The sequence below is a fragment of the Saccharopolyspora erythraea NRRL 2338 genome, from assembly GCF_000062885.1.
In the GTDB taxonomy this organism is placed as follows: Bacteria; Actinomycetota; Actinomycetes; order Mycobacteriales; family Pseudonocardiaceae; genus Saccharopolyspora_D; species Saccharopolyspora_D erythraea.
Genome location: NC_009142.1, coordinates 2,997,939 through 3,022,530 on the forward strand (window position 1 = coordinate 2,997,939; position 24,592 = coordinate 3,022,530).

General features: G+C 70.6%; 22 protein-coding genes and 2 pseudogenes. 17 read left to right on the top strand and 7 right to left on the bottom strand.

Annotation, left to right across the window (positions count from 1 at the left end; genetic code table 11):
* Nucleotides 1-73 precede the first annotated feature (73 nt).
* The 13 genes and pseudogenes from SACE_RS13305 to SACE_RS13360 all read left to right on the top strand — a co-directional run bounded on the left by SACE_RS13305 (nt 74) and on the right by SACE_RS13360 (nt 11,357).
* Entirely contained in the window at nt 74-862 is a 789-nt protein-coding gene (locus SACE_RS13305) for an enoyl-CoA hydratase/isomerase family protein (RefSeq protein ID WP_009950914.1), read from the top strand.
* A 4-nt stretch (nt 863-866) separates the two neighbouring features.
* Nucleotides 867-953 (top strand): annotated as a pseudogene (locus SACE_RS39200) (zinc ribbon domain-containing protein); the annotation flags it as partial.
* A 15-nt stretch (nt 954-968) separates the two neighbouring features.
* Nucleotides 969-1,256: a Zn-ribbon domain-containing OB-fold protein gene (locus tag SACE_RS13310; RefSeq protein WP_021341772.1), complete on the top strand. Its 288-nt coding sequence runs from the start codon at nt 969-971 to the stop codon at nt 1,254-1,256.
* Entirely contained in the window at nt 1,249-2,391 is a 1,143-nt protein-coding gene (locus tag SACE_RS13315; protein ID WP_009950912.1) for a thiolase family protein, read from the top strand. Before SACE_RS13310 ends, SACE_RS13315 begins: the two co-directional genes overlap by 8 nt.
* 11 nt (nt 2,392-2,402) lie before the next feature.
* Nucleotides 2,403-3,620 (top strand): acyl-CoA dehydrogenase family protein, encoded by a 1,218-nt coding sequence (locus SACE_RS13320; RefSeq protein WP_009950911.1) that lies wholly within the window; start codon nt 2,403-2,405, stop codon nt 3,618-3,620.
* Nucleotides 3,617-4,576 (top strand): phosphotransferase family protein, encoded by a 960-nt coding sequence (locus tag SACE_RS13325; RefSeq protein ID WP_009950910.1) that lies wholly within the window; start codon nt 3,617-3,619, stop codon nt 4,574-4,576. The genes SACE_RS13320 and SACE_RS13325 overlap by 4 nt, the downstream gene beginning before the upstream one ends.
* A gap of 58 nt (nt 4,577-4,634) precedes the next feature.
* Nucleotides 4,635-5,852 carry an acyl-CoA dehydrogenase family protein gene (locus SACE_RS13330; protein ID WP_009950909.1) on the top strand — a complete coding sequence of 406 codons (1,218 nt, stop codon included), beginning with the start codon at nt 4,635-4,637 and terminating at the stop codon, nt 5,850-5,852.
* Nucleotides 5,849-6,625: an SDR family oxidoreductase gene (locus SACE_RS13335; protein ID WP_009950908.1), complete on the top strand. Its 777-nt coding sequence runs from the start codon at nt 5,849-5,851 to the stop codon at nt 6,623-6,625. Before SACE_RS13330 ends, SACE_RS13335 begins: the two co-directional genes overlap by 4 nt.
* Complete coding sequence (locus SACE_RS13340; protein WP_009950907.1) at nt 6,622-7,410, top strand: SDR family NAD(P)-dependent oxidoreductase; 789 nt, start codon at nt 6,622-6,624, stop codon at nt 7,408-7,410. Before SACE_RS13335 ends, SACE_RS13340 begins: the two co-directional genes overlap by 4 nt.
* On the top strand, nt 7,407-8,198 hold the full coding sequence (locus SACE_RS13345; RefSeq protein ID WP_011873815.1) for an enoyl-CoA hydratase-related protein: 792 nt from the start codon (nt 7,407-7,409) through the stop codon (nt 8,196-8,198). The genes SACE_RS13340 and SACE_RS13345 overlap by 4 nt, the downstream gene beginning before the upstream one ends.
* Before the next feature lie 44 nt (nt 8,199-8,242).
* Nucleotides 8,243-8,644, top strand: a complete 402-nt coding sequence (locus SACE_RS13350) for a nuclear transport factor 2 family protein (protein WP_009950905.1) — start codon at nt 8,243-8,245, stop codon at nt 8,642-8,644.
* Between the two features lie 122 nt (nt 8,645-8,766).
* Nucleotides 8,767-10,299: a class I adenylate-forming enzyme family protein gene (locus tag SACE_RS13355; protein ID WP_011873816.1), complete on the top strand. Its 1,533-nt coding sequence runs from the start codon at nt 8,767-8,769 to the stop codon at nt 10,297-10,299.
* Nucleotides 10,296-11,357: an MBL fold metallo-hydrolase gene (locus SACE_RS13360; protein ID WP_009950903.1), complete on the top strand. Its 1,062-nt coding sequence runs from the start codon at nt 10,296-10,298 to the stop codon at nt 11,355-11,357. Before SACE_RS13355 ends, SACE_RS13360 begins: the two co-directional genes overlap by 4 nt.
* Nucleotides 11,358-11,526: 169 nt before the next feature.
* Here SACE_RS13360 and tnpA read toward each other — a convergent pair whose 3' ends face one another.
* A complete protein-coding gene (tnpA, locus tag SACE_RS13365) occupies nt 11,527-11,946 on the bottom strand; it encodes an IS200/IS605 family transposase (RefSeq protein WP_009950902.1) in 420 nt (139 codons plus the stop codon).
* A 43-nt stretch (nt 11,947-11,989) separates the two neighbouring features.
* Between tnpA and SACE_RS40120 the strand changes: the two are divergent.
* Nucleotides 11,990-12,994 (top strand): annotated as a pseudogene (locus SACE_RS40120) (RNA-guided endonuclease InsQ/TnpB family protein); the annotation flags it as partial.
* 39 nt (nt 12,995-13,033) lie between these two features.
* Here the strand turns inward: SACE_RS40120 and SACE_RS40125 are convergent.
* The 4 genes from SACE_RS40125 to SACE_RS13390 form a co-directional block, all read right to left on the bottom strand.
* Nucleotides 13,034-13,804, bottom strand: a complete 771-nt coding sequence (locus tag SACE_RS40125) for an IS5 family transposase (RefSeq protein ID WP_081468414.1) — start codon at nt 13,802-13,804, stop codon at nt 13,034-13,036.
* A gap of 229 nt (nt 13,805-14,033) precedes the next feature.
* Nucleotides 14,034-14,857 (bottom strand): IS5 family transposase gene (locus tag SACE_RS36405; RefSeq protein WP_085982276.1). Its coding sequence is split into 2 segments (ribosomal slippage): nt 14,034-14,515 and nt 14,515-14,857, totalling 825 coding nucleotides; the frame shifts between segments, so codons are not numbered across the junction.
* Between the two features lie 285 nt (nt 14,858-15,142).
* Nucleotides 15,143-15,901, bottom strand: a complete 759-nt coding sequence (locus SACE_RS13385) for an SDR family NAD(P)-dependent oxidoreductase (protein ID WP_009951518.1) — start codon at nt 15,899-15,901, stop codon at nt 15,143-15,145.
* A 94-nt stretch (nt 15,902-15,995) separates the two neighbouring features.
* Entirely contained in the window at nt 15,996-18,014 is a 2,019-nt protein-coding gene (locus SACE_RS13390; RefSeq protein WP_011873818.1) for an oxidoreductase, read from the bottom strand.
* Between the two features lie 323 nt (nt 18,015-18,337).
* Between SACE_RS13390 and SACE_RS13395 the strand changes: the two genes are divergently transcribed.
* Both SACE_RS13395 and SACE_RS13400 read left to right on the top strand, forming a co-directional pair.
* Nucleotides 18,338-19,462, top strand: coding sequence for an acyl-CoA dehydrogenase family protein (locus SACE_RS13395; protein ID WP_009951515.1), 1,125 nt, complete (start codon nt 18,338-18,340; stop codon nt 19,460-19,462).
* 36 nt (nt 19,463-19,498) lie between these two features.
* Nucleotides 19,499-19,819, top strand: coding sequence for an EthD domain-containing protein (locus tag SACE_RS13400; RefSeq protein WP_009951513.1), 321 nt, complete (start codon nt 19,499-19,501; stop codon nt 19,817-19,819).
* Between the two features lie 100 nt (nt 19,820-19,919).
* Here SACE_RS13400 and SACE_RS13405 read toward each other — a convergent pair whose 3' ends face one another.
* A complete protein-coding gene (locus SACE_RS13405) occupies nt 19,920-21,437 on the bottom strand; it encodes a GMC family oxidoreductase (protein ID WP_011873819.1) in 1,518 nt (505 codons plus the stop codon).
* 100 nt (nt 21,438-21,537) lie between these two features.
* Nucleotides 21,538-22,467, bottom strand: a complete 930-nt coding sequence (locus SACE_RS13410) for a LysR family transcriptional regulator (RefSeq protein ID WP_009947844.1) — start codon at nt 22,465-22,467, stop codon at nt 21,538-21,540.
* 123 nt (nt 22,468-22,590) lie between these two features.
* Between SACE_RS13410 and SACE_RS13415 the strand changes: the two genes are divergently transcribed.
* Nucleotides 22,591-24,564 carry an oxidoreductase gene (locus SACE_RS13415; RefSeq protein ID WP_011873820.1) on the top strand — a complete coding sequence of 658 codons (1,974 nt, stop codon included), beginning with the start codon at nt 22,591-22,593 and terminating at the stop codon, nt 24,562-24,564.
* The last annotated feature ends 28 nt before the right edge of the window (nt 24,565-24,592 follow it).

Genomic DNA, 24,592 nt, shown 5'->3' on the forward strand with positions numbered 1-24,592 from the left:
CACCGGCTCCTTGACAGGGGCCGGTGCGGCACGCAAACTCGTACTGAATTCAGTTCAACTCTTGGAGGAGACCGTGGCGGACAACGAGGAGATCCAGTTCGAGCGCGACGGCCACGTCGCCCGGGTCTGGCTCAACCGGCCGTGGAAGAAGAACTGCGTCACCGTGCCGATCCTCGAACGGCTCGACGAGATCATCACCGAGGTCGACGCCGACCCCGAGCTGCGCGTGCTGGTGCTGCGCGGCCGCGGCGGCACGTTCTGCTCGGGCTTCGACCTCGACGCGCTGCAGGAGGACTACATCGGCAGCAGCACGGCGATGGAGGTCGCGGTCATCTCCGCCAAGATCTGCGACCGGCTGTACTCGATGAACACCCCGTCGGTGGCGGTGCTGGAGGGCCACGTCACCGCGGGCGGCTTCGAGCTGATGATCTCCTGCGACTTCGCGATCGCGGCCGAGGACGCCAAGATCGGTGACTTCCACATCCGCCGGGCGCTGTTCGGCGGTGCCGGTCCGATCTACCGGGTGCCCCGGATGATCGGCATCCGCAAGACCAAGGAGCTGATGCTCACCGGCAAGCTGCTCTCCGGGGTCGAGGCCGCCGACTTCGGGCTGATCAACTCCTCGGCGCCCGCCGAGGAACTGGACGCCGCGGTCGAGGAGTTCATCGGCCACCTCACCGACAAGAGCCCCTTCCAGATGCGGATCACCAAGATGACCATCGACCGCAGCCTGGACGCCGACGTCCACTCGCTGATGGTCATGGAGCACCTCGCGGTCGGTGTCACGCTCAACTCCCAGGACGCCGCCGAGGGCGTGTCGGCGTTCCTGGAGAAGCGCGAGCCCAAGTGGACGGGTCGCTGAGCCGATGTCGGTGCGGCCATCCCAGGAGCTGCGCGGCGCCGCCTGCGCCGCGTGTTCGGTAGCGGTGTACCCGGCGGACGAAGCCTGCCCGCGCTGCGGAGAGGCCATGTCGGGGATCGCACTGTCCACTTCGGGCACGTTGTGGACCTGGACGGTCCAGCGGTTCGCCCCGAAGTCGCCGCCGTTCGTCGCGCCTGAGGGCGGTTTCGAGCCGTTCGCCGTCGGCTACGTGGAACTGCCGGAGGGCGTGCGGGTCATGGCGGTGCTCGACGTGCCGGATCCCGCCTCGCTCCGGATCGGGATGCCGGTGCGGGTGCGGGTGGCCGGCGGTGTCCCGCGAGCCGGCGCGGACGACCAGCCCGCGGGCACCGCGAGTGGGAGGAATCATGGATGAGGTGCTGATCGTCGGCGCCGGCATCTCCCGGTTCGGCCGGTCGGAGGCCACCGGCCGCCGGCACGCCGTGGACGCGGTGCGCACCGCTCTGGGCGACGCCGGCATCCCTTGGTCGAGGGTGGGCGCGGCGTTCGGTGGCAGTGACGCCGCCGGGCTGGCCGACACCCTGGTGGCCGAGCTGGGGCTGACCGGCGTGCCGTTCGTCAACGTCAAGAACGGCTGCGCCACCGGGGGAAGCGCGCTGGTGTCGGCGGTCAACGCCATCCGCTCCGGGATGACCGACGTGGCGGTGGTCGTGGGCTTCGACAAGCATCCGCGGGGAGCCTTCGATCCGAGGCCGCAGGACTGGGGCCTCGACGAGGCCTACGGTCGCGACGGCCTGATGGTCACGACCCAGTTCTTCGGCATGAAGATCCAGCGCTACATGCACGACCACGGGATCACGCCGAGAACCCTGGCGCTGGTGGCCGAGAAGGCCTACCGCAACGGCAGCCTCAACCCCAACGCCTGGCGGCGGGCGAAGCTCAGCGCGGACGAGATCCTGGACTCGGGGATGGTCAACGATCCGCTGACCCGCTTCATGTTCTGCTCGCCGGGCGAGGGTGCTGCCGCGCTCGTGCTGTGTTCGCCGCGGCTGGCCGGAAGCGTCGGCGGCGAACCGGTCTCGCTGCGATCCGCGGTGGTGCGGTCCAGGCGGTTCGGCTCGTTCGAGGTGTTCAGCCCGTGGATCCCGGCCGGTGCGCTCACCAGCGTCAGCCGGGACGCGGCGACCGCGGCGTTCGAGCTGGCCGGGATCGGTCCGGACGAGGTCGACGTCTGCCAGTTGCAGGACACCGAGAGCGGGGCCGAGGTGATGCACATGGCCGAGTGCGGGTTCTGCGAGGACGGCGAGCAGGAGCGGTGGATCCGTTCGGGTGCCACCGAGATCGGTGGTGCGCTGCCGGTCAACACCGACGGCGGGTGCATCGCCAACGGGGAGCCGATCGGCGCCTCCGGTCTGCGCCAGGTCCACGAGGTCGTGCAGCAACTGCGCGGACGAGCCGGCGACCGGCAGGTGCCCGGGCGGCCGAGCGTCGGGTTCACCCACGTCTACGGGGCGCCTGGCGTGAGCGCCTGCACGGTTCTGGCCCGGTGACGGAGCGGCACATGGAGGGTGTGGAGGGCATGAGCGGCATCCCGGATCCGGACGAGTTCCGCGCCGAGGTTCGCGAGTGGTTGGCCGGCGTGGCCCGGCCGCGACCGCCGGAGGGCGAGTGGGGCACCGGCGACGATTCCGTCGCGGTGTTCGAGAACTGGAGCGCCGAGCAGGAGCGGGAGCACACCGAGCGCATCCGTTCCTGGGAGCGGACGAGGTTCGACGACGGTTGGGGAGCGTTGAGCTGGTCGGAGGAGTTCGGTGGGCGCGGCCTGCCGGGTTCCTACGAGCAGCTCTACCTCGCCGAGGAGTCCGGGTTCGAGGTGCCGCGCCGCACCGAGATCTTCCCGGTCACCCGGCAGCTCGTCGCACCCGCCATCGGCATCTGGGGCACGCCGGAGCAGCAGCGGCGCTGGGTCCGCCCGATGCTGCGCACCGACGAGCTGGCCTGCCAGCTGTTCTCCGAGACCGAGGCGGGGTCGGACCTCGCCGCGGTGCGCACCCGCGCGGTCCGCGACGGCGACCGGTGGGTGCTCAACGGGCACAAGGTGTGGACCTCCGGCGCCGGCGTCGCCACCTGGGGGGTCGCGGTGTGCCGCACCGATCCCGAGGCGTCCAAGCACGCCGGGATCACGGTGTTCCTGGTGCGCATGGACGCACCCGGGGTGACGGTGCGGCCGATCCGGCAGATGACCGGCGGCAGCAGCTTCAACGAGGTCTACCTCGACGACGTGGTGGTGCCCGACACCGACCGCCTCGGCGAAGTGGGCCAGGGGTGGCGGGTCACGCTGACCGTGCTGGCCGCCGAGCGGCTGGACTCGGGCTCGCTCGGTCTCGGCAACGCCGACCGCGCCATCGAGCTGGCACGCCACCTGCCGCGTCCGCTCACCGGAGTCGAGCGGCACCGGGCCGCCGATCTGTTCGTGCGGACGATGGTCCAGCGGATCATCGGGTTGCGGGTGACCGCGGCCCTGGTCGCCGGGCGCGAGCCGGGGGCGGAGGCGTCGGTGGGCAAGCTCTACGCGACCGAGACGATGCGCCGGACCAGCGACCTCGTGCAGCAACTCCTCGGGCCGAGCCTGGCCGCCGACACGGGGGAGTGGGGCACCTACGCCTGGACCGAGCACCTGCTCGGTGCACCCGGGTACAGCATCGCGGGCGGTACCGACGAGATCCAGCGCAACATCCTCGCCGAGCGCGTGCTCGGACTTCCCAAGGAGGCGCGATGACGGTCGGCACCCAGGAAGAGGGACTGATCTCCCGGGTCCGGGAGGTCTTCGGACGGCCGGTCGGGGACCTTGAGCCGCTACCCGGGGGTCACTCGGGGCTGACCTACCGGGTCACGGCCGGGGACAACCGCTACGTCGTCAAGGCGGTCCCGCCGCGCGAGCGGCCGGTCGGCCGCAACGACATGCTCCGCCAGGCCCGCGTGTTGCGTGCGTTGGACGGCTCCGCCGTCCCCGTACCCGCGGTCGTGGCCGTCGACGAGGAGGCTCCGGCGTGGTTCGCCATGGAGTTCGTCGAGGGGGAGGCGATCGAACCGGTCCTCGACGACCAGGACGTGCCGGCGGACGTGGCGCGTGCGCGCATGTTCGAAGTGGCGGGGGTGCTGCGCAGGCTGCACGGCGTCGATCTGAGCAGCCTTGCCGCGGATGTGCCGGAACCGCTGAGCGCGGCCGGTGAGCTGGAGCGGTGGAGCCGCACCATGCACGCGGTGCCGCCCGAGCTGCGGCCGGGGGCCGAAGAACTCCTGCGGCGTCTCGGGGATGACGTACCGGAGGACCTGCCGCCGGTGCTGGTGCACGGCGACTTCCGGCTCGGCAACGTCCTGTGCCGCGGTGAGCGAGCCGTCGCCGTGCTGGACTGGGAGATCTGGAGCCTCGGCGATCCGCGCACCGACCTCGGCTGGTTCCTGCTGTTCGCCGATCACCGCAATTTCCCCGCCGTAGGGCGGGAAACCGAAGGGTTGCCCTCCGAGGCGGAGCTGCTCGCGGCCTACCTCGACGGAGCATCGGCGCTCCCGGCGATGGACTGGTTCCGGGCACTGTGCCGCATGAAGATGGCCGCGATCATGGGCCACAACCTGCGTCGCCACCGGGAAGGCAGGCGCCACGACCCGGACCAGGAACGCCTCCCGCCCACCATCTCGGCGCTGATCCGCACGGCCCGGGACGTCCTCGGGTGAGCCGATCCGCGACAGCGCAGCCAGCCAGCCAAGCAAGCCCGACCGAAACGAGGCGACGGTGGACTTCGAGTTCTCCCCGCGTGCGCAGGACCTGATCGAGCGCATGCGGTCGTTCATGCAGGAGCACGTCTACCCCAGCGAGGCGGTGCACGACAGCCAGCTCGCCGAAGGCGCCGATCCGCACGCGCTTCCTCCGGTGATGCGGGAGCTGAAGGAGAAGGCCCGTGCGGAAGGGCTGTGGAACCTGTTCCTCACGCACGGGGACTGGGGAGCCGGTCTCACCAATCTGGACTACGCGCCGCTGGCCGAGCTCGCCGGCAGGTCCATCATCGGGCCGGAGGTGTTCAACTGCTCTGCGCCCGACACCGGCAACATGGAGCTGCTGTCGCTGTACGGCACACCCGAACAGCAGGACCGCTGGCTGCGTCCGCTGCTGGATGCCGAGATCCGCTCCTGCTTCGCGATGACCGAACCGGACGTGGCGAGCTCGGACGCGCGCAACATCCGCACCCGCATCACCAGGGACGGCGACGACTACGTCGTCAACGGCCGCAAGTGGTACACCTCGGGCATCCTCGACCCGGACTGCAAGCTGATCATCCTGATGGGCGTGACCGACCCCGAGGCTCCGGCCTACCGGCAGCAGAGCATGCTGCTCATCCCGCGGGAGACGCCGGGGGTCACGGTGCTGCGGGATCTCCCGATGTTCGGCTACACGGACCGGCTCGGACACGGCGAGGTGCTCTTCGAGGACGTCCGCGTGCCCGTGACGAACATCCTCGGCGGGGAGGGGGAGGGCTTCGCGCTCGCGCAGGGGCGGCTCGGGCCCGGGCGGATGCACTACGCGATGCGTGCGGTCGGTTTCGCCGAGCGGGCACTGGAGCTGATGTGCCGGCGCGTGCTGGACCGCGTGGCGTTCGGCAGACCGCTCGCCGACCAGGGTGTCGTGCGCGAATGGATCGCGCGCAGCCGGATCGAGATCGAGCAGCTGCGGCTGCTGGTGCTCAAGTCGGCGTGGCTGATGGACACCGCGGGCAACGCGGCGGCCAGGACGGAGGTCGCCGCGATCAAGGTCGCCGCGCTGGAGGTCGCCCACAACGTCGTGGACCGCGCGGTGCAGTCCCACGGCGCGGCCGGGGTCAGCGACGACACCGTGCTGGCCCGGCTGTTCGCGATCAGCCGCGCGCTGCGCATCGCCGACGGCCCCGACGAGGTGCACCTGCGCACGGTGGCCAGGCACGAGCTCGACAAGTACCGGAAGGCGGACGCGGCATGACCCGAGGTGTTCTGGACGGCCAGGTCGCGGTGATCACCGGCGGTTCGCGCGGCATCGGACTGGCGATCGGGCAGGCCTACCGGGCCGCTGGTGCGCACGTGGTGCTCGCGGCGCGCAAGGCCGACGGTCTTGCCGAAGCGCGCAGCGAGCTGCTGGGCGTCGCGGCGGCTGGTGAGGTGCACACGGTCGTGGCCAACGCGGGCGAGCCGGAGCAGGCGCAGCGGTGCGTCGACGAGGCCATGGAGCGTTTCGGCCGGCTCGACGTCCTGGTCAACAACGCGGCCACCAACCCCTACCACGGCGAGCTGATCGGTCTGGACCCGTCCCGGGCGGAGAAGACCGTCCGGGTCAACCAGTACGGGATGATCGCCTGGACGCGCTGCGCGTGGCACGCGTGGATGGCCGAGCACGGCGGGGCCGTCGTCAACATCGCCTCGGTCGGCGGGCTGATCGTCGACCCGCACATCGGCTACTACAACGCCACCAAGGCCGCGATGCTGCACCTCACCCGCCAGCTCGCCTACGAGCTCGGTCCAGCGGCCCGCGTCAACGCCATCGCCCCCGGCCTGGTCAAGACCGAGCTGGCCCGTGCGGTGTGGGAGGTGCGCGAGCCGATCCTCACCGAGAAGCTGCCGCTGCGCCGGCTGGGAACGCCCGAGGACGTGGCCAACGCGGCGCTGTTCCTGGCCTCCGACGCCTCCTCCTGGATGACCGGGCAGACCCTGGTCCTGGACGGCGGCGCGCTGGCCCTGCCGATCGGGGTCGAGGGATGACGGGCGACGGGCAGGCACCGATCCGCCCCAGCGGCGAGCTGTTCGCGCTGCACGGCAGGACGGCGGTGGTGACCGGCGCGTCCTCGGGACTGGGCGCCCGCTTCGCCGCCGTGCTCGCCGCCGCGGGCGCCACCGTGTTCGCCGCCGCGCGGCGCGTCGACCGGCTGAGCGCGCTCGCCGCCGAGGACGCCCGGATCCGGCCGGTCGCCTGCGACGTGAGCCGCGAGGACGACCGGGCACGCCTGGTCGAGCAGGTGCGGGAGGCGACGGGCCGGTTGGACGTGCTGGTGAACAACGCGGGCACGTCTGGCTCCACCCGAGCGGCCGACGAGTCCGCGCAGGACTTCGCCGACGTGCTGGCGGTCAACCTCGTCGCGCCCTTCCACCTGGCGCGTCTGATGGCCGAGTCCGAGTCACCGGCGAGCGGGAAGAGCATCGTGAACGTCTCCTCCGTACTCGGCCTCGTCTCCACGGCACCGCTGGGCGGAGCGAGCTACGCGGCGTCCAAGGCCGGGCTGATCGGCCTGACGCGGGAGCTCGCCGGCCAGTGGGGCGGTGCGGGGGTGCGGGTCAACGCCCTGGCACCGGGATGGTTCCGCTCGGAGATGACCGAGGCGCTGTTCGCCGACGAGCGTTCGAACCGGTGGGTCGCGCGCAACACCATGCTCGGCCGGGGCGGCGACGGTGCTGAGCTCGACGGAGCGCTGCTGTTCCTCGCCTCGGAGGCATCCTCGTACTGCACCGGCCAGGTGCTGGCCGTCGACGGCGGGTGGACGGCCCGATGAGCCGGGTCCAGGTCGAGGTCCGCGACTCCGTCGCGCACGTGGTGATGTGCCGTGGCGAGGCGGGCAACGCGATCGACCTCGCGATGGCACGGGCTCTACTGAGCGCGGCGACGGCCTGTTGCGAGCGAGACGTCCGCGCGGTGCTGCTGCGGGGAGAGGGCCGGTCCTTCTGCGTCGGTGGTGACCTGCGGGAGTTCGCCGCGATGGTTGGGCAGGAGCGCCACGACCACCTGATGGCCGTGACCGACACCCTGCACGAAGCACTGCTGGTGTTCGGGTCGATGGACGCGCCCGTCATCGCCGCGGTGCAGGGCGCGGTCGCCGGTGCCGGAGTGGGCCTGGCCGCCGCCGCGGACCTCGCGCTCGCCGCCGAGGACGCGACGTTCCTGCTCGCCTACACCGGCATCGGCTACTCGCCGGACGCGGGAGCGACCTGGTGGCTGCCGCGCCTGGTCGGGCCGAAACGGGCCATGGAGCTGTTGCTGACCAACCCGCGGATCTCGGCCGGCGAGGCGGCGGCGATGGGACTGGTGACCCGCGTCGTCGACGGTGCGACGCTGGACGGCGAGGCGCGGCAGCTCGCCGGTCAGCTCGCCAAGGGCGCCACGAACGCGTTCGGCGTGACGAAGCGGCTGGTCGTCCAGGGCCTCTCGAGCGCTCTCGGCGCCCACATGGACCGGGAGGCGCGGGCGCTGTCCACGGCGGCGGTGTCGCCGGAGGGCGTCGAGGGAGTCGACGCGTTCCTCACCAAGCGCCCACCCCGCTTCCACCGCCCGGGCGCGGACTGACCGCTGCGGGAGCCGCAGCGTCGAGCGATGAGAGGAAGGCCGGCATGTCCGAGACACCAGCACCGTTCCTGACCGCCTGGTTCGAGATCATGGACAGCGACGACCCCGCCAGGATCCTCGACCTGATCAGCGACGACTTCGAGTTCTCCATCCTGTTCTCCACCGGCGGCGACGGAGCCACGGACTTCTCCGGAGGCCGCCCGGCTCTCGAGCACTACCTGGAGCAGCGGGAGCGGGGAGTGCTCACCCACCACCTGGTGGCGGCCAGTTCCACGGGAAGCGACGAACTGTTCCTCGGGGAGGTCCGGCGCGGCGGTGTCCCGGTGGCGAGCTTCGTCGCCGCGGGCAGGGTCGGCTCCTCCGGACGCCTGGAGCGCTTCCTGGTCGGCCGGTCACCAGGCGTGCGGTTCGGGACGGGGCAGCACGCGGCGCGGAGCGCACACTAGGTCCGCGTTCCCGGCCTTGCCGCCGGCCCGGGCATGGGCTCGGCTCCAACAGGCACGACCGACGCAAGGAGGCGTCATGGAACTCGTGTTGCTGCGCGGTGGTGCGCAGAAGGACGTGAGGGTTGCGGCATGCGACAGTAGTGCGCGAGTTCCGGCAGCGGGCCGGGGAATCCGACTTCGTCGCCGTGATCGACGACTCGGGTGAGCACACCGCACGGCAGTTGCTCGCGCGGGCCGACGAGCTCGCCGGCGGCCTGGGCGGTGAGCGCGGTGCCGGCACCGTCGTCGTCCAGGCGGACAACACGTGGCGCACGGTCGCCGCGACGCTCGCCGTGGGGACGGGCGGGGGAGTCCTCGCGGTGGTCAACCGCCACACGACGCGCGGCGAGTTCGCCGCCGTGGTCGAGGACCTCCAGCCCGATGCCGTGGTCGCCGAGCCCTCGGCGATGCGGGAGTGGGACGTTCCCGCGTCTTTCCCGGCGGGGGAGGCGCACGCGGTGCTGGACGGCTGGGAGTGCCGGACCTCCGGCGCGACTCCGGACGTCTCCCGGTGGTCCGGCGGCGCGTTGATCGGTCTGACCTCGGGCTCGACCGGGCGCGCCAAGGGCGTGGTGCAGTCGGAGGAGGCGCTGCGGTACGCGTGCGGCCACAGCATCGACATCAACGGCCTGCGGCCAGGTGACGCGGTGGGGGCGATCGTGCCGCTGTCCTCGGCCGCCGCCTACTGCTTCGGCGTCTACCTCAGCCTGATGCTCGGAGGCCGGCTGGTGCTCTGCGGGAAGTGGGAGCCCGCCGCGGTGCTGGCCCGCATGGCCGAGACGCACGTGCGGTGGACCATGTGCGTGCCGACCATGGCACTGCAGCTCGGAGCCGCCGCCGCGGGCTCGCGCGCGCTGGCCGGGATGCGGTCGATCACGGTGGGCGGAGGTCCGATGGAGGCCGCGGTGCTCGCTCGCGCGGAGCGGTCGCTGGGCACGCGCATCCTGCGGGTCTTCGGCATGTCCGAATGCCTCGGGCACACGTCTCCGCGGCCGGAAGACCCGGAGGGGACCAGGCTGGGCAGGGACGGCATCCCCTTCCCCGGCACCGAGGTGCGAGCCGTGGACGAAGCGGGCGAGCCGGTTCCGCCCGGGGTGGCCGGGCGGGCGCAGGTTCGCGGGCCTTCGCTGTTCCTCGGGTATGCGCGCGGGGGAAAGCTCGACCCGCCGGCTCTCACCGCCGACGGGTTCTTCCCGACCGGAGACCTGGTGCGGGTCGACGACGACGGCGCCATCAGCGTGATGGGCCGGGAGAAGGACGTGATCATCCGCGGTGGGCGCAACATCGACATCACCGAGATCGAGCGGGCACTGGCCACCCACCTTCGCGTGGCCGCGGTCTGCGTCGTCGCGGTACCCGACGCGATCCTCGGTGAGCGGGTCGCCGCACTGGTCGTCACCACCGACGGCGGGCACTTCGAGCTCGAGGAGGCGACCCGCCACCTGCAGGAGCTCGGCCTGTCCAAGACGAAGTGGCCCGAGTTCGTGTTCGCGGTCGACAGCCTGCCGCAGACGACCGTGGGCAAGCTGGACCGGCGCTGCGCACGCGATCTCGCGCACGAACTGCACTCCCGGCTACCGAAGGACGATGCGACACCGGCGGAGGGACGAGCGTGACGACACTGGACCGAGGGTGGTGGGCCCGCAGCGGCGTCGAGACGCTCCGGCCGGGGGTGCACCGGATTCCGCTGCCGCTGCCCAACGACGGCCTGCGTGCGGTCAACGTCTACGTGCTGGAAGAGGAGGACGGCCTCGTCCTGGTCGACGGTGGCTGGGCGCTTCCGGAGTCGCGGCGGGTGCTCGAGGACGGACTGGCGGCGCTCGGGCGCGACCTCGGCGAGATCGGCCACGTCCTGGTCACCCACGTCCACCGCGACCACTACACCCAGGCCGTCGAGCTGCGCAGGACGGTCGGGGCGAGGGTGTACCTGGGCGCGGGTGAGCGGCCCGGCCTGGAGATGCTCGACGCGTTGCGCACGGACGTGCCGGTCAGCTCCCTCGACACGTTGCGGCGTTCTGGAGCCGAGGATCTGGCCGAACGCGTGTTGCGCGACATGGAGTTCGATCCCTTCGACGCGAGCATCTGGGAGCCGCCGGACCTGTGGCTGGGGGCGGGCACGATCCGGCCGGCGGGGCGTGCTCTCCGCGTGATCCCGACGCCCGGCCACACCAAGGGCCATGTCGTCTACCTCGACCAGCAGCGGGGTCTGCTGTTCTCCGGCGACCACGTGCTGCCGCACATCACCCCGTCGATCGGCTTCGAACTCGCCGAGCCCGGTACGCCGCTCGCGGACTACCTGGATTCGCTGCGCCTGCTCACCACGCTCGCCGACGCCGAGCTGCTTCCCGCGCACGGACCTGCGGGCGGCAGCGTGCACGCCCGAGTCGCCGAGCTGCTGGCGCACCACGACACGCGGTTCGCCCGCACCGCGGAGGTGCTCGGCGGGAGCACGCGCGACGCGTACGGCGTCGCGCGCGGGCTGCGGTGGACCAGGCGCCAAGTGCCGTTCGCCGACCTCGGCACCTTCGACCAGATGCTCGCGGTCAACGAGACCGCCGCCCACCTCGACGTGCTGGTCCAGCGCGGGCAGCTCGCCGTCGAGGACGTGGGCGGGGTGAACCAGTACACGCCGACGTACCGCTGCGAGGCCGCCTCACGGCCACGCACGGGATGACGTTCGTGCAGGCGTCCGGGAGCGGAATCGCCGCTCATCTCGACCAGCTCGGTCAGCACCTCGTTCCGGCTCCACCCGGAACGAGGTGCGTGCGCTTCTACCGGTAAGGACGGGCAGTGCTCCGTCCTTCGCGGAGGTGAAGCTTGGCCACCGGTCGTCAGGCCGGTTCTTACACGCTGGGACGTGCCTGCTGTTCGATGTACTGCCGAACCACGCTGATCGGGGCGCCGCCGACTGATCCGGCGAAGTATGAGCCCGACCACAACCGAACGCCTTTCCAGTAGGCGAACCGCAGGTCCTCGAACTCCTTGCGCAACAGCCGCGACGACACGCCCTTGAGGCTGTTCACCAGCTTCGACACCGCAACCTTTGGCGGGAAGTTCACCAGCAGGTGTGCGTGGTTGGTTTCGCCGTTGAACTCGGCGAGTTCGCACTCGAAGTCCTCGCACACCGCTCGCATGATCTCTTCCATGCGGTCCAGGTGGTCTCTCGTGAAGACCGGATTTCGATACTTCGTGATGAAAACCAAGTGCGTGTGCATGAGGTGGATAACGTGTCGACCAGTGCCGAAGCTCGTATCGATCTCCATTAAACCAAGTGTATGGTGATCAAACGGAAGGAGGTGATCAGCCATGCAACTGAGGTACCGCTACCGCCTGTACCCCACGCCGGGGCAGCGTCAGGCACTCGCTCGGGCGTTCGGATGTGCTCGCGTGGTCTACAACGACGCCGTGCGTGCCCGTCAGGACGCGCACAAGGCGGGGGAGAAGTACCCGACCGGCACCGTGTTGCAGAAGCGGCTGATCACCGACGCCAAGAAGACCGCCGAACGTGCGTGGCTCGCTGAAGCTCCGGCGCAGATGCTTCAACAGACCATCCGCGACTGCGATGCGGCGTACAAGAACTTCTTTGACTCGCTGAAGGGCAAGCGTGCGGGCCGGAAGATCGGTGCGCCTCGGTTCAAGTCCCGCAAGGACGACCGGCAAGCCATTCGGTTCACCCGAGGCGCGTTCACCCTGCGAGGCAACGGCCGGTTGGCGCTGGCCAAAATCGGGTGCGTGAAGGTCGCCTGGTCACGGGACCTGCCGAGTGCGCCCAGCTCGGTCACCGTCGTCAAGACCGCCGACGACCGGTACTTCGCGTCGTTCGTCGTCGAGGTCGGCGACGAAACCCTCCCGCCCGCCGTCGACACCGACGGTTCCGACATCGAGATCGGTCTCGACCTCGGACTGTCGGCGTTCGCCGTCGACCAGAACGGGCGCATTATCGACAACCCGCGCTTCCTGCGTCGCGCCGAACGCCGTTTGAAGCGGCTGCAGCGCGCGGTGTCCCGCAAGCTAAAGGGCAGCAACAATCGCGCCAAGGCCAGGCGGCGCCTGGCGCGGCAGCACGCCAAGGTCACCGACACCCGGCAGGACTGGCTGTACAAGGCCACGACCAGCATCGTTCGCGAGAACCAAACGATCGTGCTGGAAGACCTGGCCGTGTCCGGCCTGGCCCGCACCCGCCTGGCGAAGTCGGTGCACGACGCCTCGTGGGGTGCGTTTCGCAGGTTGCTCGAAGAGAAGTCCGCGCGGTACGGCCGCGACCTGCTGATCACCGACCGGTGGCTGCCGACCAGCCAGACGTGCTCGGACTGCGGACGCATCGACGGCCCTAAGAGCCTGTTCCTGAACTCAGGTGAGGCGTTTGCTGATGGTGTGGATCATGGCCCAGCGGACCATGGCTTCGTGATGTTCGGGGCGGCGTTCGTAGTCGCGCACGCAGCGGCGATGCTGGTTGATCCAGGCCAGAGTGCGTTCCACGACCCATCGACGTGGCAGGACAACGAACCCCACCTGACCTGCGAGTTTCGAGACGATTTCGATGCTGATCCCGAACAACGACTTGGTCCAGTCGATGAGCGTGCCTGTGTAGCCGGAATCGGCCCAGACCAAGCGGATACTCGGGCACAGATAGCGCAGGCGAGCCAGGAGGTTGCGAGCGGCGACGCGGTCTTGGGCCTCGGCACCGGTCACGAGCACGCAGATCAGGAGACCGAGCGTATCCACAGCGATGTGGCGTTTACGGCCGTTGATCTTCTTGCCCGCGTCGAAGCCCCGACTCTCTGCGCTAACGGTCTCGGCGGCTTTGACCGAGGCGGAGTCGATACTGCCGGCGCTGGGTCCAGCACGACGCCCCTGGGACAGTCGCGCACGATCACGCAGAGCGTCGAGCAGCGCTTGAGTGGCTCCGACTGACTCCCACGCAGCGAAGTGGTTGTACACAGTGGACCACGGCGGGAAATCCGCTGGTAGAGCCCGCCACTTGATGCCGTTGTCGACCACGTACAGGATCGCGTCAACGATCTCGCGGCGGCAGTGTTTGGTTCGACGCCCGCCTCGACCGGCCAGCCACCCTGGCGTCGGTAGCAGCGGTTCGATGATCGCCCACTGCGCCTCGCTCATATCCGACGGATAGCGACGTGACCTGTGTGACCGGCGATGCGAGGTGGCCAGCAGGCAGCATTGCCCACCCCGCGCGTGAACCAGCGACGTATTCGGGCACGATGACACCTCGGGACTCCTCGGTAGAGCGGATGACTAGGCATCAACCGATCTACCAGGAGTCCCTTCTCATGCCCGCACCCACCCACCACCCAAGATCAAGTTCAGGAACAGGCTCTAAGACGGGATCTCATTTGGGGTTGTTATGGGTGAGCAGATCCAGTTTGGCGGCGCGGCGGTAGCAGATCACCGCGCAGGCCAGGCTGGCGAATGCCGCGTAGTGGGCGGCCTTGCGCTCGTAGCGGCGAGCCAGCCGACGGAACCGGGAAACCCACTCCAGGGTGCGTTCGATGACGTAGCGGTGGCGTCCCAGCCGGGTGGTCGACTCGATACCCCGGCGAGCGATCCGGGCGATGATTCCTCTCCGACGCAACGCGTGTCGGCAGACCGGATAGTCGTAGCCCTTGTCGGCGTGCAGCTTGCGCGGCCGACGTCGAGGCCGTCCGGCAGACCCTCTGACCGGCGCAACCGCATCGATCACCGTCTGAAGTTCCCGGTGATCGTTGCGGTTGGCCGCGGAGATGACCACGGCCAGCGGGATGCCACTGCGGTCGCTCATCGCGTGGATCTTCGAGCCGGGCTTGCCTCGATCCACCGGGCTGGGGCCGGTCAGGTCCCCCTTTTGCCCGCCCGGATGTGCATGCTGTCCACCGACGCCCGGGACCAGTCGATCGCTCCAGCGGTGCCGAGCAGGTCCAGCAGTTCCTGGTGCAGCCGGGTGAACACGTCGGCTTGGGACCACTCGGTGAACCGGCGGTGTGCGGTGGCGCAGCTGACTCCGAACGAGGTGGGCAGCGCTGACCAGGCGCACCCGGTTTGCAGCACGTACAGGATCGCGGCCAGCACCGCGCGGTCGTCCAGCCGACGCCGACCTCCGCCCTGGTGGCGTTGCGGCGCTTCGGGCAACAGCGAACGCGCCAGCAGCCACAACGGCTCCGGACACCACTTCTCCACATCGCTCACAGTTGATCAACGATATCCCCCTCCCAAGGGCACACCCAAATGAGATGTGGTCTAAACCGCTGTCGGTACGCACCTGGGAGTGCCCGTGCGGCGCGGTCCACGACCGCGACCGCAACGCAGCACGCAAACATCCTCGCCGCCGGACGGGCGGAGAGGCTAAACGCCTGTGGAGGCGACGTAAGACCCCACACCGGGGCGGTGGCCGTGGAAGCAGGAACCCACCGAAGCGCCGCGTAGGCGCAGTAGGAATCCCCGCCCGTCAGGCCGGGGAGGACGTCAACGCGCTGTCCAACCGCCGTCCACGTAGAGCTCGGAGCCGGTGACGAAGCCGGCGTCGTCGGAAGCCAGGAACGCCACCGCGGCAGCGACCTCGTGGGTCTGCCCGAGGCGGCCCATCGGAGTGCCCTCCACCATGGCGGTGTGCCGCCGGGTGCCGTGCCACAGTCCGCGCGACCGGTCGGTCTCGATGAAGCCCGGGTGCACCGAGTTGACCCGCACGCCGCGGGATCCCCAGTGCAGCGCGGCGTTCTTGGTCATCAGGCGGACCGCTCCCTTGGCCGCGTGGTAGGAGAAGTGCGTCCCGAACCCGCCGACGGTGCCGAAGATCGACGCGATGTTCACGATCGACCCTCCTCCGCAGCGTTCGATCACCGGGCCGGCGTGCTTCATGCCGAGCCACACGCCCCTTTGCGTCACCGCGGTCACCTGGTCCCAGGTCTCCGCGGTTTCGCTCTCGACCGTGGTCGCCTCGCCGATGCCGGCGTTGTTGACCAGCACGGCCAGGGCGCCGAGATCCTCGAGCACACTGGTGACGACCTGCTGCCAGGCGGACTCGTCGGTGACGTCGAGCCGCATGCCCACCGCCCGTGCCCCGGCGTCGGCCAGATCCGCGGTGAGCCGGTCGCATGCGTCCTGGTCCACGTCGGTGACCACGACGGTCGCGCCCTCGGCGGCCAGCCGGTGCGAGATGGCCGCACCGATGCCTCCGCTCGCTCCGGTCACGAGTGCGACCCGCTGGGACAGTCGATCCTGCATGGCAGCCTCTTCCCTGGTTGTTCGTTCGTGCTGCGGAAAGCCGAGATCGCCGCTCGCGTGGCGCTGTCCATCGCGGGCGCGGGCGCACAGGCGGTCAGCTGGGCACCGGCGCCGTGAGGCCGAGTTCGGCGAGGATCGCCTCGGCGGCTGCCCGGCCCTCCGCGACAGCGTGCGAGAGGCGGCGGGGGACGACGCAGTCGCCGATGGCGCGCACGGTCTGCTGTGCTGCGGCGGCGTGGTGGTACTTCCGCGGTCGGCGTTCACCTACTACCACCAGTACGTCGGCCTCGACGTACGACTTGCGGCCGTCCAGGAGACTTGTGAGGGTGAGTCGATGTCCGGTGCCCCCGGTGACCGTGGTCAGGGGGATGATTCGCAACGCGGCTCCGGCGAGCCGTTGCAGCAGTTGCGTCCGGTTCTCCAGCGACAGACCGGATGCGAACCCGGCACCGGGTGTGATCATCAGGACCTCACGCGCGCCGGCTGCGAGCGCGGCCTCAACGGCGCCGATCCCGCTCCACCAACCGAAACCGTCGTCCAGCACCGCGACGGTGCCTCCGCGTCGGGTGAGTTTCCCTGCCCGGGCGAGGAAATCCGTGCTGGGGATCGGGGCGACCTCGCCGGCGATGCGCGCGCCGGTCTCTTCGGCGCCGGTGGCGAGCACGACATGGCTGTGCTCGGCCAGGTCGCTCCCGGCCGGGGCGTGCCCGAGCACGAGCCGAGCGCCGGTGTCGTGGACCTGCGCGCACTGGTAGTCGACGAAACGCCGCCATTCGGATCTCCAGGGCGCCGAACCCGCAGACCGGAGCTGCCCGCCGACCTCGTCGGCGTGCTCGAAGACCGTCACCGGCACGCCGTTGCGGCCGAGGTTCAGCGCGCACTCCATCCCCGCCGGGCCGGCACCCACCACGGCGACACCGGCACCCCCGGAGACCCGCGCCCGCGAGAGCAGGAGCGGACTGGCGGGGCGGACCGTGAGGCCCGGTGGTGCCAACTCGGGGTTCACAGTGCACAGAGCGGTCGGTTCGAACGTGCGGCAGTCCTCGTTGCACGCCGTGCAGGGACGAACGGACCTCTCGGCTCCCGCCAGTACTTTCTTCGGGAAGTCCGGGTCGGCGATCAGCGCTCGCGCCACGCCTACCAGGTCCGCACCCGATCGCAACGCGGCCTCGATGTCGGCCGTCGTCCGGAACGACTGGCTGACCAGCAGCGGCACGTCGAGCGCCGCCCGGAGCCGGTCGACGCTCGCCAGCAGTGGGGGACTGGTGGTGGCCATGCCTTGGACGTAGCTGTTGCGGACGCCGGTGGTGACGTTGAGGTAGTCGAAGCGGGAAGCGTTGTGCAGGCGCGGCAACAGGTCGAGCAGATCGTCGAGGTCCAGACCGGACTCCGCGCCACCCTCGACCGAGACCCGGACGCCGATCGGCGCCGCGCCGATCTCGGCTCGCACCGCGTCGATCACCTGGGACAGCAGGGCGATGCGCCGATCGGGGCTGCCGCCGTACTCGTCGGTGCGCGTGTTGGTCGCCCGGGACAGGAACTGGGCCAACAGGTAGCCGTGCCCGGCGGAGAGCTCCACTCCGTGGAATCCGGCGCTCACCGCATTGGCCGCCGACATGCGGAACTGGTCCACCACGCGCCGGATCTCGGCGGTGGTCATCGGGAACGGGGCGGTGGGTTCACGTGGCGAGCGGACCGCGCCGGCGGACACGGGTGCGTAGTGGCTTGCCGCTCCGAGCGTTTCCCGGCCCAGGTGCACCAGTTGTGCGATGGCGACCGCGCCGGACGAGGTGATGGCTTGGGCGCGTCTTCGAAGGGCATCGCGGATCTCCGGGCGCCACGCTTCGGTCAGGTACCGCTGGCGGATCGTGGATTCGCGTGCGACGACGGTTCCGCCGGTGATGACCATGCTCACGCCTCCACGTGCGAGGCGTCGCCAGTACGCGGCGTCCGCGGTGGTCGGGGCGCCGTCGACGACCGCCGCGGTGGCGTGGGCTGCGGCGACCAGCCGGTTCGCGAGACGCAGGTTCGCGATCTCGAACGGGCTCGCCGCAGCCAATGGCGCGCCTACTGCTGGGTTCCGCCCGGAGATCGCCTGCGCGGAGTCGGCCATCGCTACTTCCTCCCACATTCGGTGGTCGTGACGTCTCGTCGGACGGATGCGCGCGTCGAAAGCCCGGAGCCTCGGTGGCGAAGCGCGGGACGGAGCGGGCGTGCGCGGCAGCAACGCCGGACGCTTTGCCGCCGACGCCGGGGGAAACTGCTCCGGTAGGAGGGTCACGCCGCAGTGGTGAACCGACTTCAGTTGGAAGATAGGAGTCTCCGGCGGATGCGTCAACCAGCGCGCGCGGCCTTGCCGAGCGGTGCCACGCGACCTATCCTGAAGTCAATTCAGTTCACTTGAGGTGGGTGTCGGACCCGCCGCCGGGAGGTTCGATGCGGGACCTGAACATCGACCCTGCTCTGCTTCTGGAGACCCCCGAACGGTCGCAGTTGCGGCACCTGCTGCGGGACTTCTTCGCCGAGACCTCGTCCCCCGAGGACATCCGCAAGCACGTCGAGTCCGCGCGGGGACACGACGAGGTGCAGTGGCGGCGGCTGGCCGCCGAGATCGGCGTGCAGTGCCTGGTGGTCCCGGAGGAGTACGGCGGTGCCGGGTACTCGTTCACCGAGCTCGCGGTGGTGCTGGGCGAAGCCGGGCGCGCCCTGTGCTGCGCTCCTCTGCTGCCCACGCTCGCGCTCGCCGTGCAGGCGCTGCTGTTGAGCGGCGACGACGACGCCCGTGCGCGCTACCTGCCGGGGATCGCCGAGGGCGAGACCACCGCGACGGTGGCCGGTTTCGGCGACGAGACCGAGGTCGTCGCGGAGCCGGCACGGGCGGGTTGGATACTTCGCGGCGGCGCGGATTTCGTGCTGGACGGGCACGGGGCGGACCTGGTCCTGGTGCACGCCCGCTCGCCGGAGGGTCCCCGGCTGCTGCTGTGGGAGGCCGGCACGGGCGGGTGCACCCGGACGCCACGACAGGTGCTCGACCCGACTCGTCGCCAAGCGCGGCTGGAGTTCACCGGGGCGGCGGCGACGCCGGTCGGGGAGGCGGGTGATCGAGCGCTCGACGTCATGCGAAGGGTGCTCGACATCGGGCGAGTGGCGTTGGCGGTCGAACAGGAAGGTGGCTGCGGGCACGCGCTCGACGCCACCGTGTCGTACGCCCTGCAGCGCAAGCAGTTCGGGCGTGCGATCGGTTCGTTCCAGGCAGTGAAGCACCGGCTGGCCGATCTGCTGGTCGAGGTGGAGGCCGCCCGGTCGGCCGCCGCCTACGCCACCGCGTGCGTCACAAGCGCGTCATCGGATCTGCCGGTCGCGGCCAGCACGGCCAAGGCGGTGTGCTCCCAGGCGTTCCGGCGCGCCGCGGCCGAATACGTCCAGCTGCACGGCGGGATCGGGTTCACATGGGAGCACCCCGCGCACCTGTACCTCAGGCGGGCGCGTTCATCGGAGGTCATGCTCGGCACCGCCGACGATCACCTGGGCCGCCTCGCCGACCTACTCGAACTCCAGTGAGCACTGCTTTGCTCATCGACGGAACACGGAGACGCCATGTACAACCTCGTCCTGCTCGCTTCACGCCCGCCGGACTGGACGCACGAGCAGTTCATCGACTGGTGGCGAGGTGAACACGCCGAGCTGACCTGCCGTCTGCCCGGCCTGCGGGCGTGGCGGCACACCGAGATCGACTCAGCGCTGGAATCGCGGTCGCAGGGGTGGGACGGGGTGTCCGTGCTCAGCTTCGACAGCGAGGACGACCTGCGCAAGGCGTTGGCCAGTCCGGAGTGGGCGGCGGCCGTGGCCCAGGTCGGGGACATGCGTGGCCGGCGCATCGCGGTGATGGGCCACGAGCGGGAGATGTACTCCGGATGATCGCTTCGCGGCGAGCCTGGGGTTGGCAGGGTTTCCCGGTGCGTGGCGGAGGGAGCCGTGCCGGGGCTCGGTTCCCTCCGCCACGAGCCGTCTGCGGGTTCTAGGCGGTGATCAGGTCCGCGGCCTTCTCGCCGATCATGATCGATGGAGCGTTGGTGTTGCAGGACGGCACGACCGGCATGATCGAAGCGTCCGCGACCCGCAGCCCTTCGATCCCGCGGACCCGCAGGTCCGGGTCGACGACGGCGAGTTCGTCCACGCCCATCCGGCAGGTACCGGCCTGGTGGTGGTAGGTCCCGACCGAGCGGCGGGCGAACTCGCGGATGTCGTCCCGCGTGGTCGCCTCCGGCCCCGGGGCGACCTCGCGCTTGCGCCACTGGTCGAAGGCCTGCTGCGCGCCGACCTCGCGGCTCATCTCGATCGCGTCGCACAGCGCCTCGAGGTCGTACGGGTCGGCGAGGATCCGCGGGTCGACCAGCGCCGGCGTGGCGGGATCGGCCGAGGCCAGGCGCAGCGTCCCCCGGGACTTGGGCGCGACGAGCCCCGCGGCGATGGTGTAGCCGTGCTCGGGCATCTCGTAGCCTTCGGCCGGGTACACCAGGTGCAGGAACAGCGGCTGCAGGTCCGGCGCGGCCCCGGTCCAGCCGGTGCTGTCGGCGTAGAACTGGGCCTCCAGCAGGTTCGCCTGCCCGTCCGGGAGCGGCTTGGTGGACTCGTAGACGACACTGATCAGCGGGTGGTCGTGCAGGTTCTCGCCGACACCGGCGAGGTTCTCGACGACGTCGATGCCGAGGTCGCGCAAGTGGGCCGCCGGGCCGATGCCGCTGCGGAGCAGGATCGCGGGCGAGTCGATGGTGCCCGCGGACAGGACGACCTCCGCGCCGGCGCGCGCGACGTGCCGCTCGCCGCCCAGGACGTACTCGACGCCGACCGCGCGGCCGTTCTCGACGACGACCCGGTCGATCAGGGCGTCGGTGGTGACGGTCAGCGCCGGGTGGCCGAGGATCGGTGCGGCGAAGCTCTGCCAGGCGCTCATCCGGCGGCCGTCGCGGACGGTCATCTCGTTGAAGCCGGCACCGCGCATGTCCTCGCCGTTGAAGTCCTCGTTGCGCTTGTGGCCCGCGGCGAGGGCGGCGTCGACGAACGCCTGCGAGGTGGGGTGCGGGTCGGTGATCGGGCTGACCGGCAGCGGCCCGCCGGTCGCGTGATGGGCGTCGGCACCGGCCAGGTGGTCCTCCGATCGCAGGAACAGCGGCCGGACGTCGTCCCAGCCCCAGCCGGTGCAGCCTTGCGCGACCCAACCGTCGTAGTCGCTGCTGTGCCCGCGCATGTAGATCATGCCGTTGAGGGAACTGCAGCCGCCGAGGACCTTGCCACGGGGCCAGAACAACGAGCGGTCGTCGGCGAACTTCTGCGGGACGGTCATCACCGTCCAGTCCTGGGGTCCGGCCAGCAGGGTGGGCCAGCCCTGCGGGCTGTGGATCGCCTCCGCGCTGTCGACCGGACCGGCTTCCAGAACGTGTACGGAGCGGCCCGCGTCGACGAGCCGGCGTGCCAGCGCGCTGCCGGCCGAACCCGCCCCGACGATGATGTAGTCGCTGCTGTGGTCAGAACCCATGGGAACCCTCTTCGCTCGTCGCCGGAACGCAGCCTGCGGTGTGTGCCCACGGGTACCAGGGCGAGTTGACTCGGCGCGAACCGCAGTTGTCGCAGAGTTTTCAGGCTTCTGGGCTGTCGAGCATGTGCAGGCCGGTTCCGGGCCTGCCGACCTGCGACGCGACCCGTGCCCAGGTGCGTTCCACGGTCCGGACGGCGTGCGCGATGGTCGCTCTGGGCTTGCGGTGGGTGATCCGGTAGATGGTGCGAGCGGGTGGCTCTTCGACCACCGGGTGGACCGTGCAGCCGGTGCGTTGCACCAAGTCCGCGGCCATGAAGGCCGGAGCGACCGCCCACACGTCGGGTGCCTGCAGGAAGGGCCAGAGCGCGAACGCCTTGGCGACCTCGGCCAGCGGCTCGGACCAGGGGAAACGTTGCCGCCATGCCAGCAGGTCAGGACCCCAGGGCAGCCGCACCTCCCGGTCGAGTCGCAGTTCCCGCAACGAGACGGGGTGGCCGTCTACGGCACCGGCCTCGGAGCCCCGCGCGAGGAACAGCCGCATCTCGCTGGTCGCGACCGGCTCCACGCGCAGGTCGGCGTGCACGCGTTCGAAGAAGACGAAACCGACGTCGAGATGGCTCAGCGCGACCCGGTCGCACACGCCGGGCCCGGTGGCGGTCTCCACGGTGATCCGAGGAGCGGTGGGGTCCTCCGTCAGCTCGCGCAGCACCGGTGGAAGCACGTGGATCGCGATCGCGTCGGCCGCCCCGATGCGCACCGGGACGTGGTGCCGGTTGCGGATCCGCCGCGTCTCCTCGGCCAGGTCCTCCCAGCGCTCGGCGACGGCGAGGAAGTTCGCCCCGGCAGTGGACAGGGTCGTGCGCTTGTCGCCGCGGGCGCGTTCGACCAGTCGCTGCCCCATGCGGCGCTCCAGCGCCTGCAGCCGGTAGCTCACCGTCGACTGGGAGGCGTGCAGCGCTTCGGCGGCCGCGCCGAGGCTGCCGAAGCGGGCGATCGCGAGGAACGTCTCGATCTCCTCGGGAACCAGCACATGAACGCTTTCGATGTTTGAAGCCGAATACTTCGACGTGACTTCGATAGTGGCTCGCCCCTAGCGTTCCTGGCAACCAACCGCCTCTTCTTGCCGAGGCCGTAGCCGTACGGGAGGGCGATGATGTCCACCTCGCACGAATCACTGCTGAGTCCGTTCACGCTGGCGGGCCGCACCCTCAAGAACCGGATCGCGCTGACCGCACATGGCGACAAGCTCGCGCGGGACGGCCGGATCACGGAGCGGCTCATCGGTCACTACGAGCGGCGCGCTGCCGGCGGTGCGGGCCTGATCGTCGCAGGCGGCTCCGCGTCGGTGCACCCGGACGCCGCGAACCCCGGCATGATCGCGCTCTGGAACCCCGAGAACGAGCCGCTGCTGGCGGATCTGGCCGACCGGGTCACCGGCCACGGCGCGGTTCTGCTCTGCCAGGCTTCGCACCGCTCGATCCGGGAAAGCCCGATGGGGCGTGACCCGTGGCTGGTGGCCCCGTCGCATGGTGCGGCCGGCGGTGGGTATGGCGCACCGGACGAACTCGGGGAGTTCCAGATCCAGGACGTCCTGCGGGCCTACGCCGCGGCCGCGCGGCGGCTGCACCGCTGCGGGTTCGACGGCATCGAGGTCACGGCCTTCGGAAGCCACCTCATCGAGATGTTCTGGAGTCCGGTGCTGAACCGGCGCACCGACCGCTACGGCGGATCGCCGGACAACCGGCTGCGCTTCGGCCGCGAGGTGCTGGATGCGGTGGCCTCCGCCGTGCCCGACGACTTCGTCGTCTCCTTCCGGATGTCCGGGGACGCGCTTTCCACGGCTACCGGGCTCAGTCCCGCGGACCTGCTCGACATCGCCGGGGTGATGAGCGGCCATCCCCGGATCGACCTGTTCAGCGTCTCGGGCGGCAGCGGCATGACCGCCCGCGGCCACGCCGCGACCGTGCCCACCGAAGCCATGTCCCCTGCCTGCTACAACCACCTCGGCCGCGCTTTCCGACAGCGGGTCGGCCAGCCGGTTCTGGTCGCCGGGCGGGTTCTCGACGCCGACCTCGGCGAGCGGACCATTTCCTCCGGTGACGCGGATCTGGTCGGGATGACCCGCGCGCTCATCGCGGACCCCGACCTGCCTGCACGGCTGGCCGCCGGTGCCGCCGACCGGGTCCGGCCCTGCATCGCGATCAACGAGGGCTGCCGCCGTGTTGTGGTCGGTCACGCGCTGGCGTGCACGGTCAACCCGAGCGTGGGGGAGGAGGGCCTGGACGCCTTCGCCGCCGCGACCGCCCCTCGACGGATCGTCGTGGTGGGGGCGGGCCCTGCCGGTTTGGAAGCCGCCCGGATCGCCGCCACGCGAGGCCACGCGGTCACCATCCACGAGCGGACCGGTCGGCTTGGCGGTCAGGTGCGGTTGGCCTCCACGGTCGGCAACCGCCCGCACCTGGCCCGCCACGTCGACTGGCTGGAAGGCGAGATGAACCGGCTCGGAGTCGAGACCCGCCTGGAGTCCGAGCTGTCCCCGGCCGACGTCGACCGGTTCGTCGCCGACGGCGCGGAAGCCCTGGTCATCGCGACCGGCTCGACCGCGTTCGTGCCCCCGGAGGCCGCCGGCCTGGACTGTCCGTCGGTGACCGAGTTCGAGCTGTTCGACGGCACCGCGGAGCTGCGGGCCGGTGCGCGTGCACTGGTCTACGACGCCGAAGGACATCGACGAGGTGCCGACGCGGCCCTTTTGCTCGCCGACCGGGGACTGACCGTCACGCTCGCCACGCCGCACGAGTCCCCGCTGTCGCACCTCGAACCGCCCAACCGTCCCGAGCTGGAACAACTGCTGCGTGCTTCGACCGTGCGAATCTTGCCTGACCAGCAGCTCGCAGGGGCGGGCGACGGCCGGCTGCTGCTGCGTGATGCCTGGACGGAGGAACCGATCGAGCCCGAGGCATACCAACTCGTGGTGTTCGTCGGGTACCGGCGTCCGCTCGGCGAGCTCCACCGCCACCTGAGCGCGACGGCTCCTGAGCTGCCCGTCCACGTGGTCGGCGATGCCAAGGCGCCTCGCTTGCTCAGGAACGCCATCTCCGATGGTGTGCGGGCTGGGATCGCCCTGTAGTCCGACCGGCTCCTGCTCGAACTCAGAC

Bases quoted from the DNA above. Each gene is read 5' to 3' on its own strand.
- SACE_RS13310 (WP_021341772.1), top strand. From the start codon at position 969: ATGTCGGGGATCGCACTGTCCACTTCGGGCACGTTGTGGACCTGGACG.
- SACE_RS13315 (WP_009950912.1), top strand. From the start codon at position 1,249: ATGGATGAGGTGCTGATCGTCGGCGCCGGCATCTCCCGGTTCGGCCGG.
- SACE_RS13320 (WP_009950911.1), top strand. From the start codon at position 2,403: ATGGAGGGTGTGGAGGGCATGAGCGGCATCCCGGATCCGGACGAGTTC.
- SACE_RS13325 (WP_009950910.1), top strand. From the start codon at position 3,617: ATGACGGTCGGCACCCAGGAAGAGGGACTGATCTCCCGGGTCCGGGAG.
- SACE_RS13335 (WP_009950908.1), top strand. From the start codon at position 5,849: ATGACCCGAGGTGTTCTGGACGGCCAGGTCGCGGTGATCACCGGCGGT.
- SACE_RS13340 (WP_009950907.1), top strand. From the start codon at position 6,622: ATGACGGGCGACGGGCAGGCACCGATCCGCCCCAGCGGCGAGCTGTTC.
- SACE_RS13345 (WP_011873815.1), top strand. From the start codon at position 7,407: ATGAGCCGGGTCCAGGTCGAGGTCCGCGACTCCGTCGCGCACGTGGTG.
- SACE_RS13350 (WP_009950905.1), top strand. From the start codon at position 8,243: ATGTCCGAGACACCAGCACCGTTCCTGACCGCCTGGTTCGAGATCATG.
- tnpA (WP_009950902.1), bottom strand. From the start codon at position 11,946: ATGGAGATCGATACGAGCTTCGGCACTGGTCGACACGTTATCCACCTC.
- SACE_RS40125 (WP_081468414.1), bottom strand. From the start codon at position 13,804: ATGAGCGAGGCGCAGTGGGCGATCATCGAACCGCTGCTACCGACGCCA.
- SACE_RS13385 (WP_009951518.1), bottom strand. From the start codon at position 15,901: ATGCAGGATCGACTGTCCCAGCGGGTCGCACTCGTGACCGGAGCGAGC.
- SACE_RS13390 (WP_011873818.1), bottom strand. From the start codon at position 18,014: ATGGCCGACTCCGCGCAGGCGATCTCCGGGCGGAACCCAGCAGTAGGC.
- SACE_RS13395 (WP_009951515.1), top strand. From the start codon at position 18,338: ATGCGGGACCTGAACATCGACCCTGCTCTGCTTCTGGAGACCCCCGAA.
- SACE_RS13400 (WP_009951513.1), top strand. From the start codon at position 19,499: ATGTACAACCTCGTCCTGCTCGCTTCACGCCCGCCGGACTGGACGCAC.
- SACE_RS13405 (WP_011873819.1), bottom strand. From the start codon at position 21,437: ATGGGTTCTGACCACAGCAGCGACTACATCATCGTCGGGGCGGGTTCG.
- SACE_RS13415 (WP_011873820.1), top strand. From the start codon at position 22,591: ATGTCCACCTCGCACGAATCACTGCTGAGTCCGTTCACGCTGGCGGGC.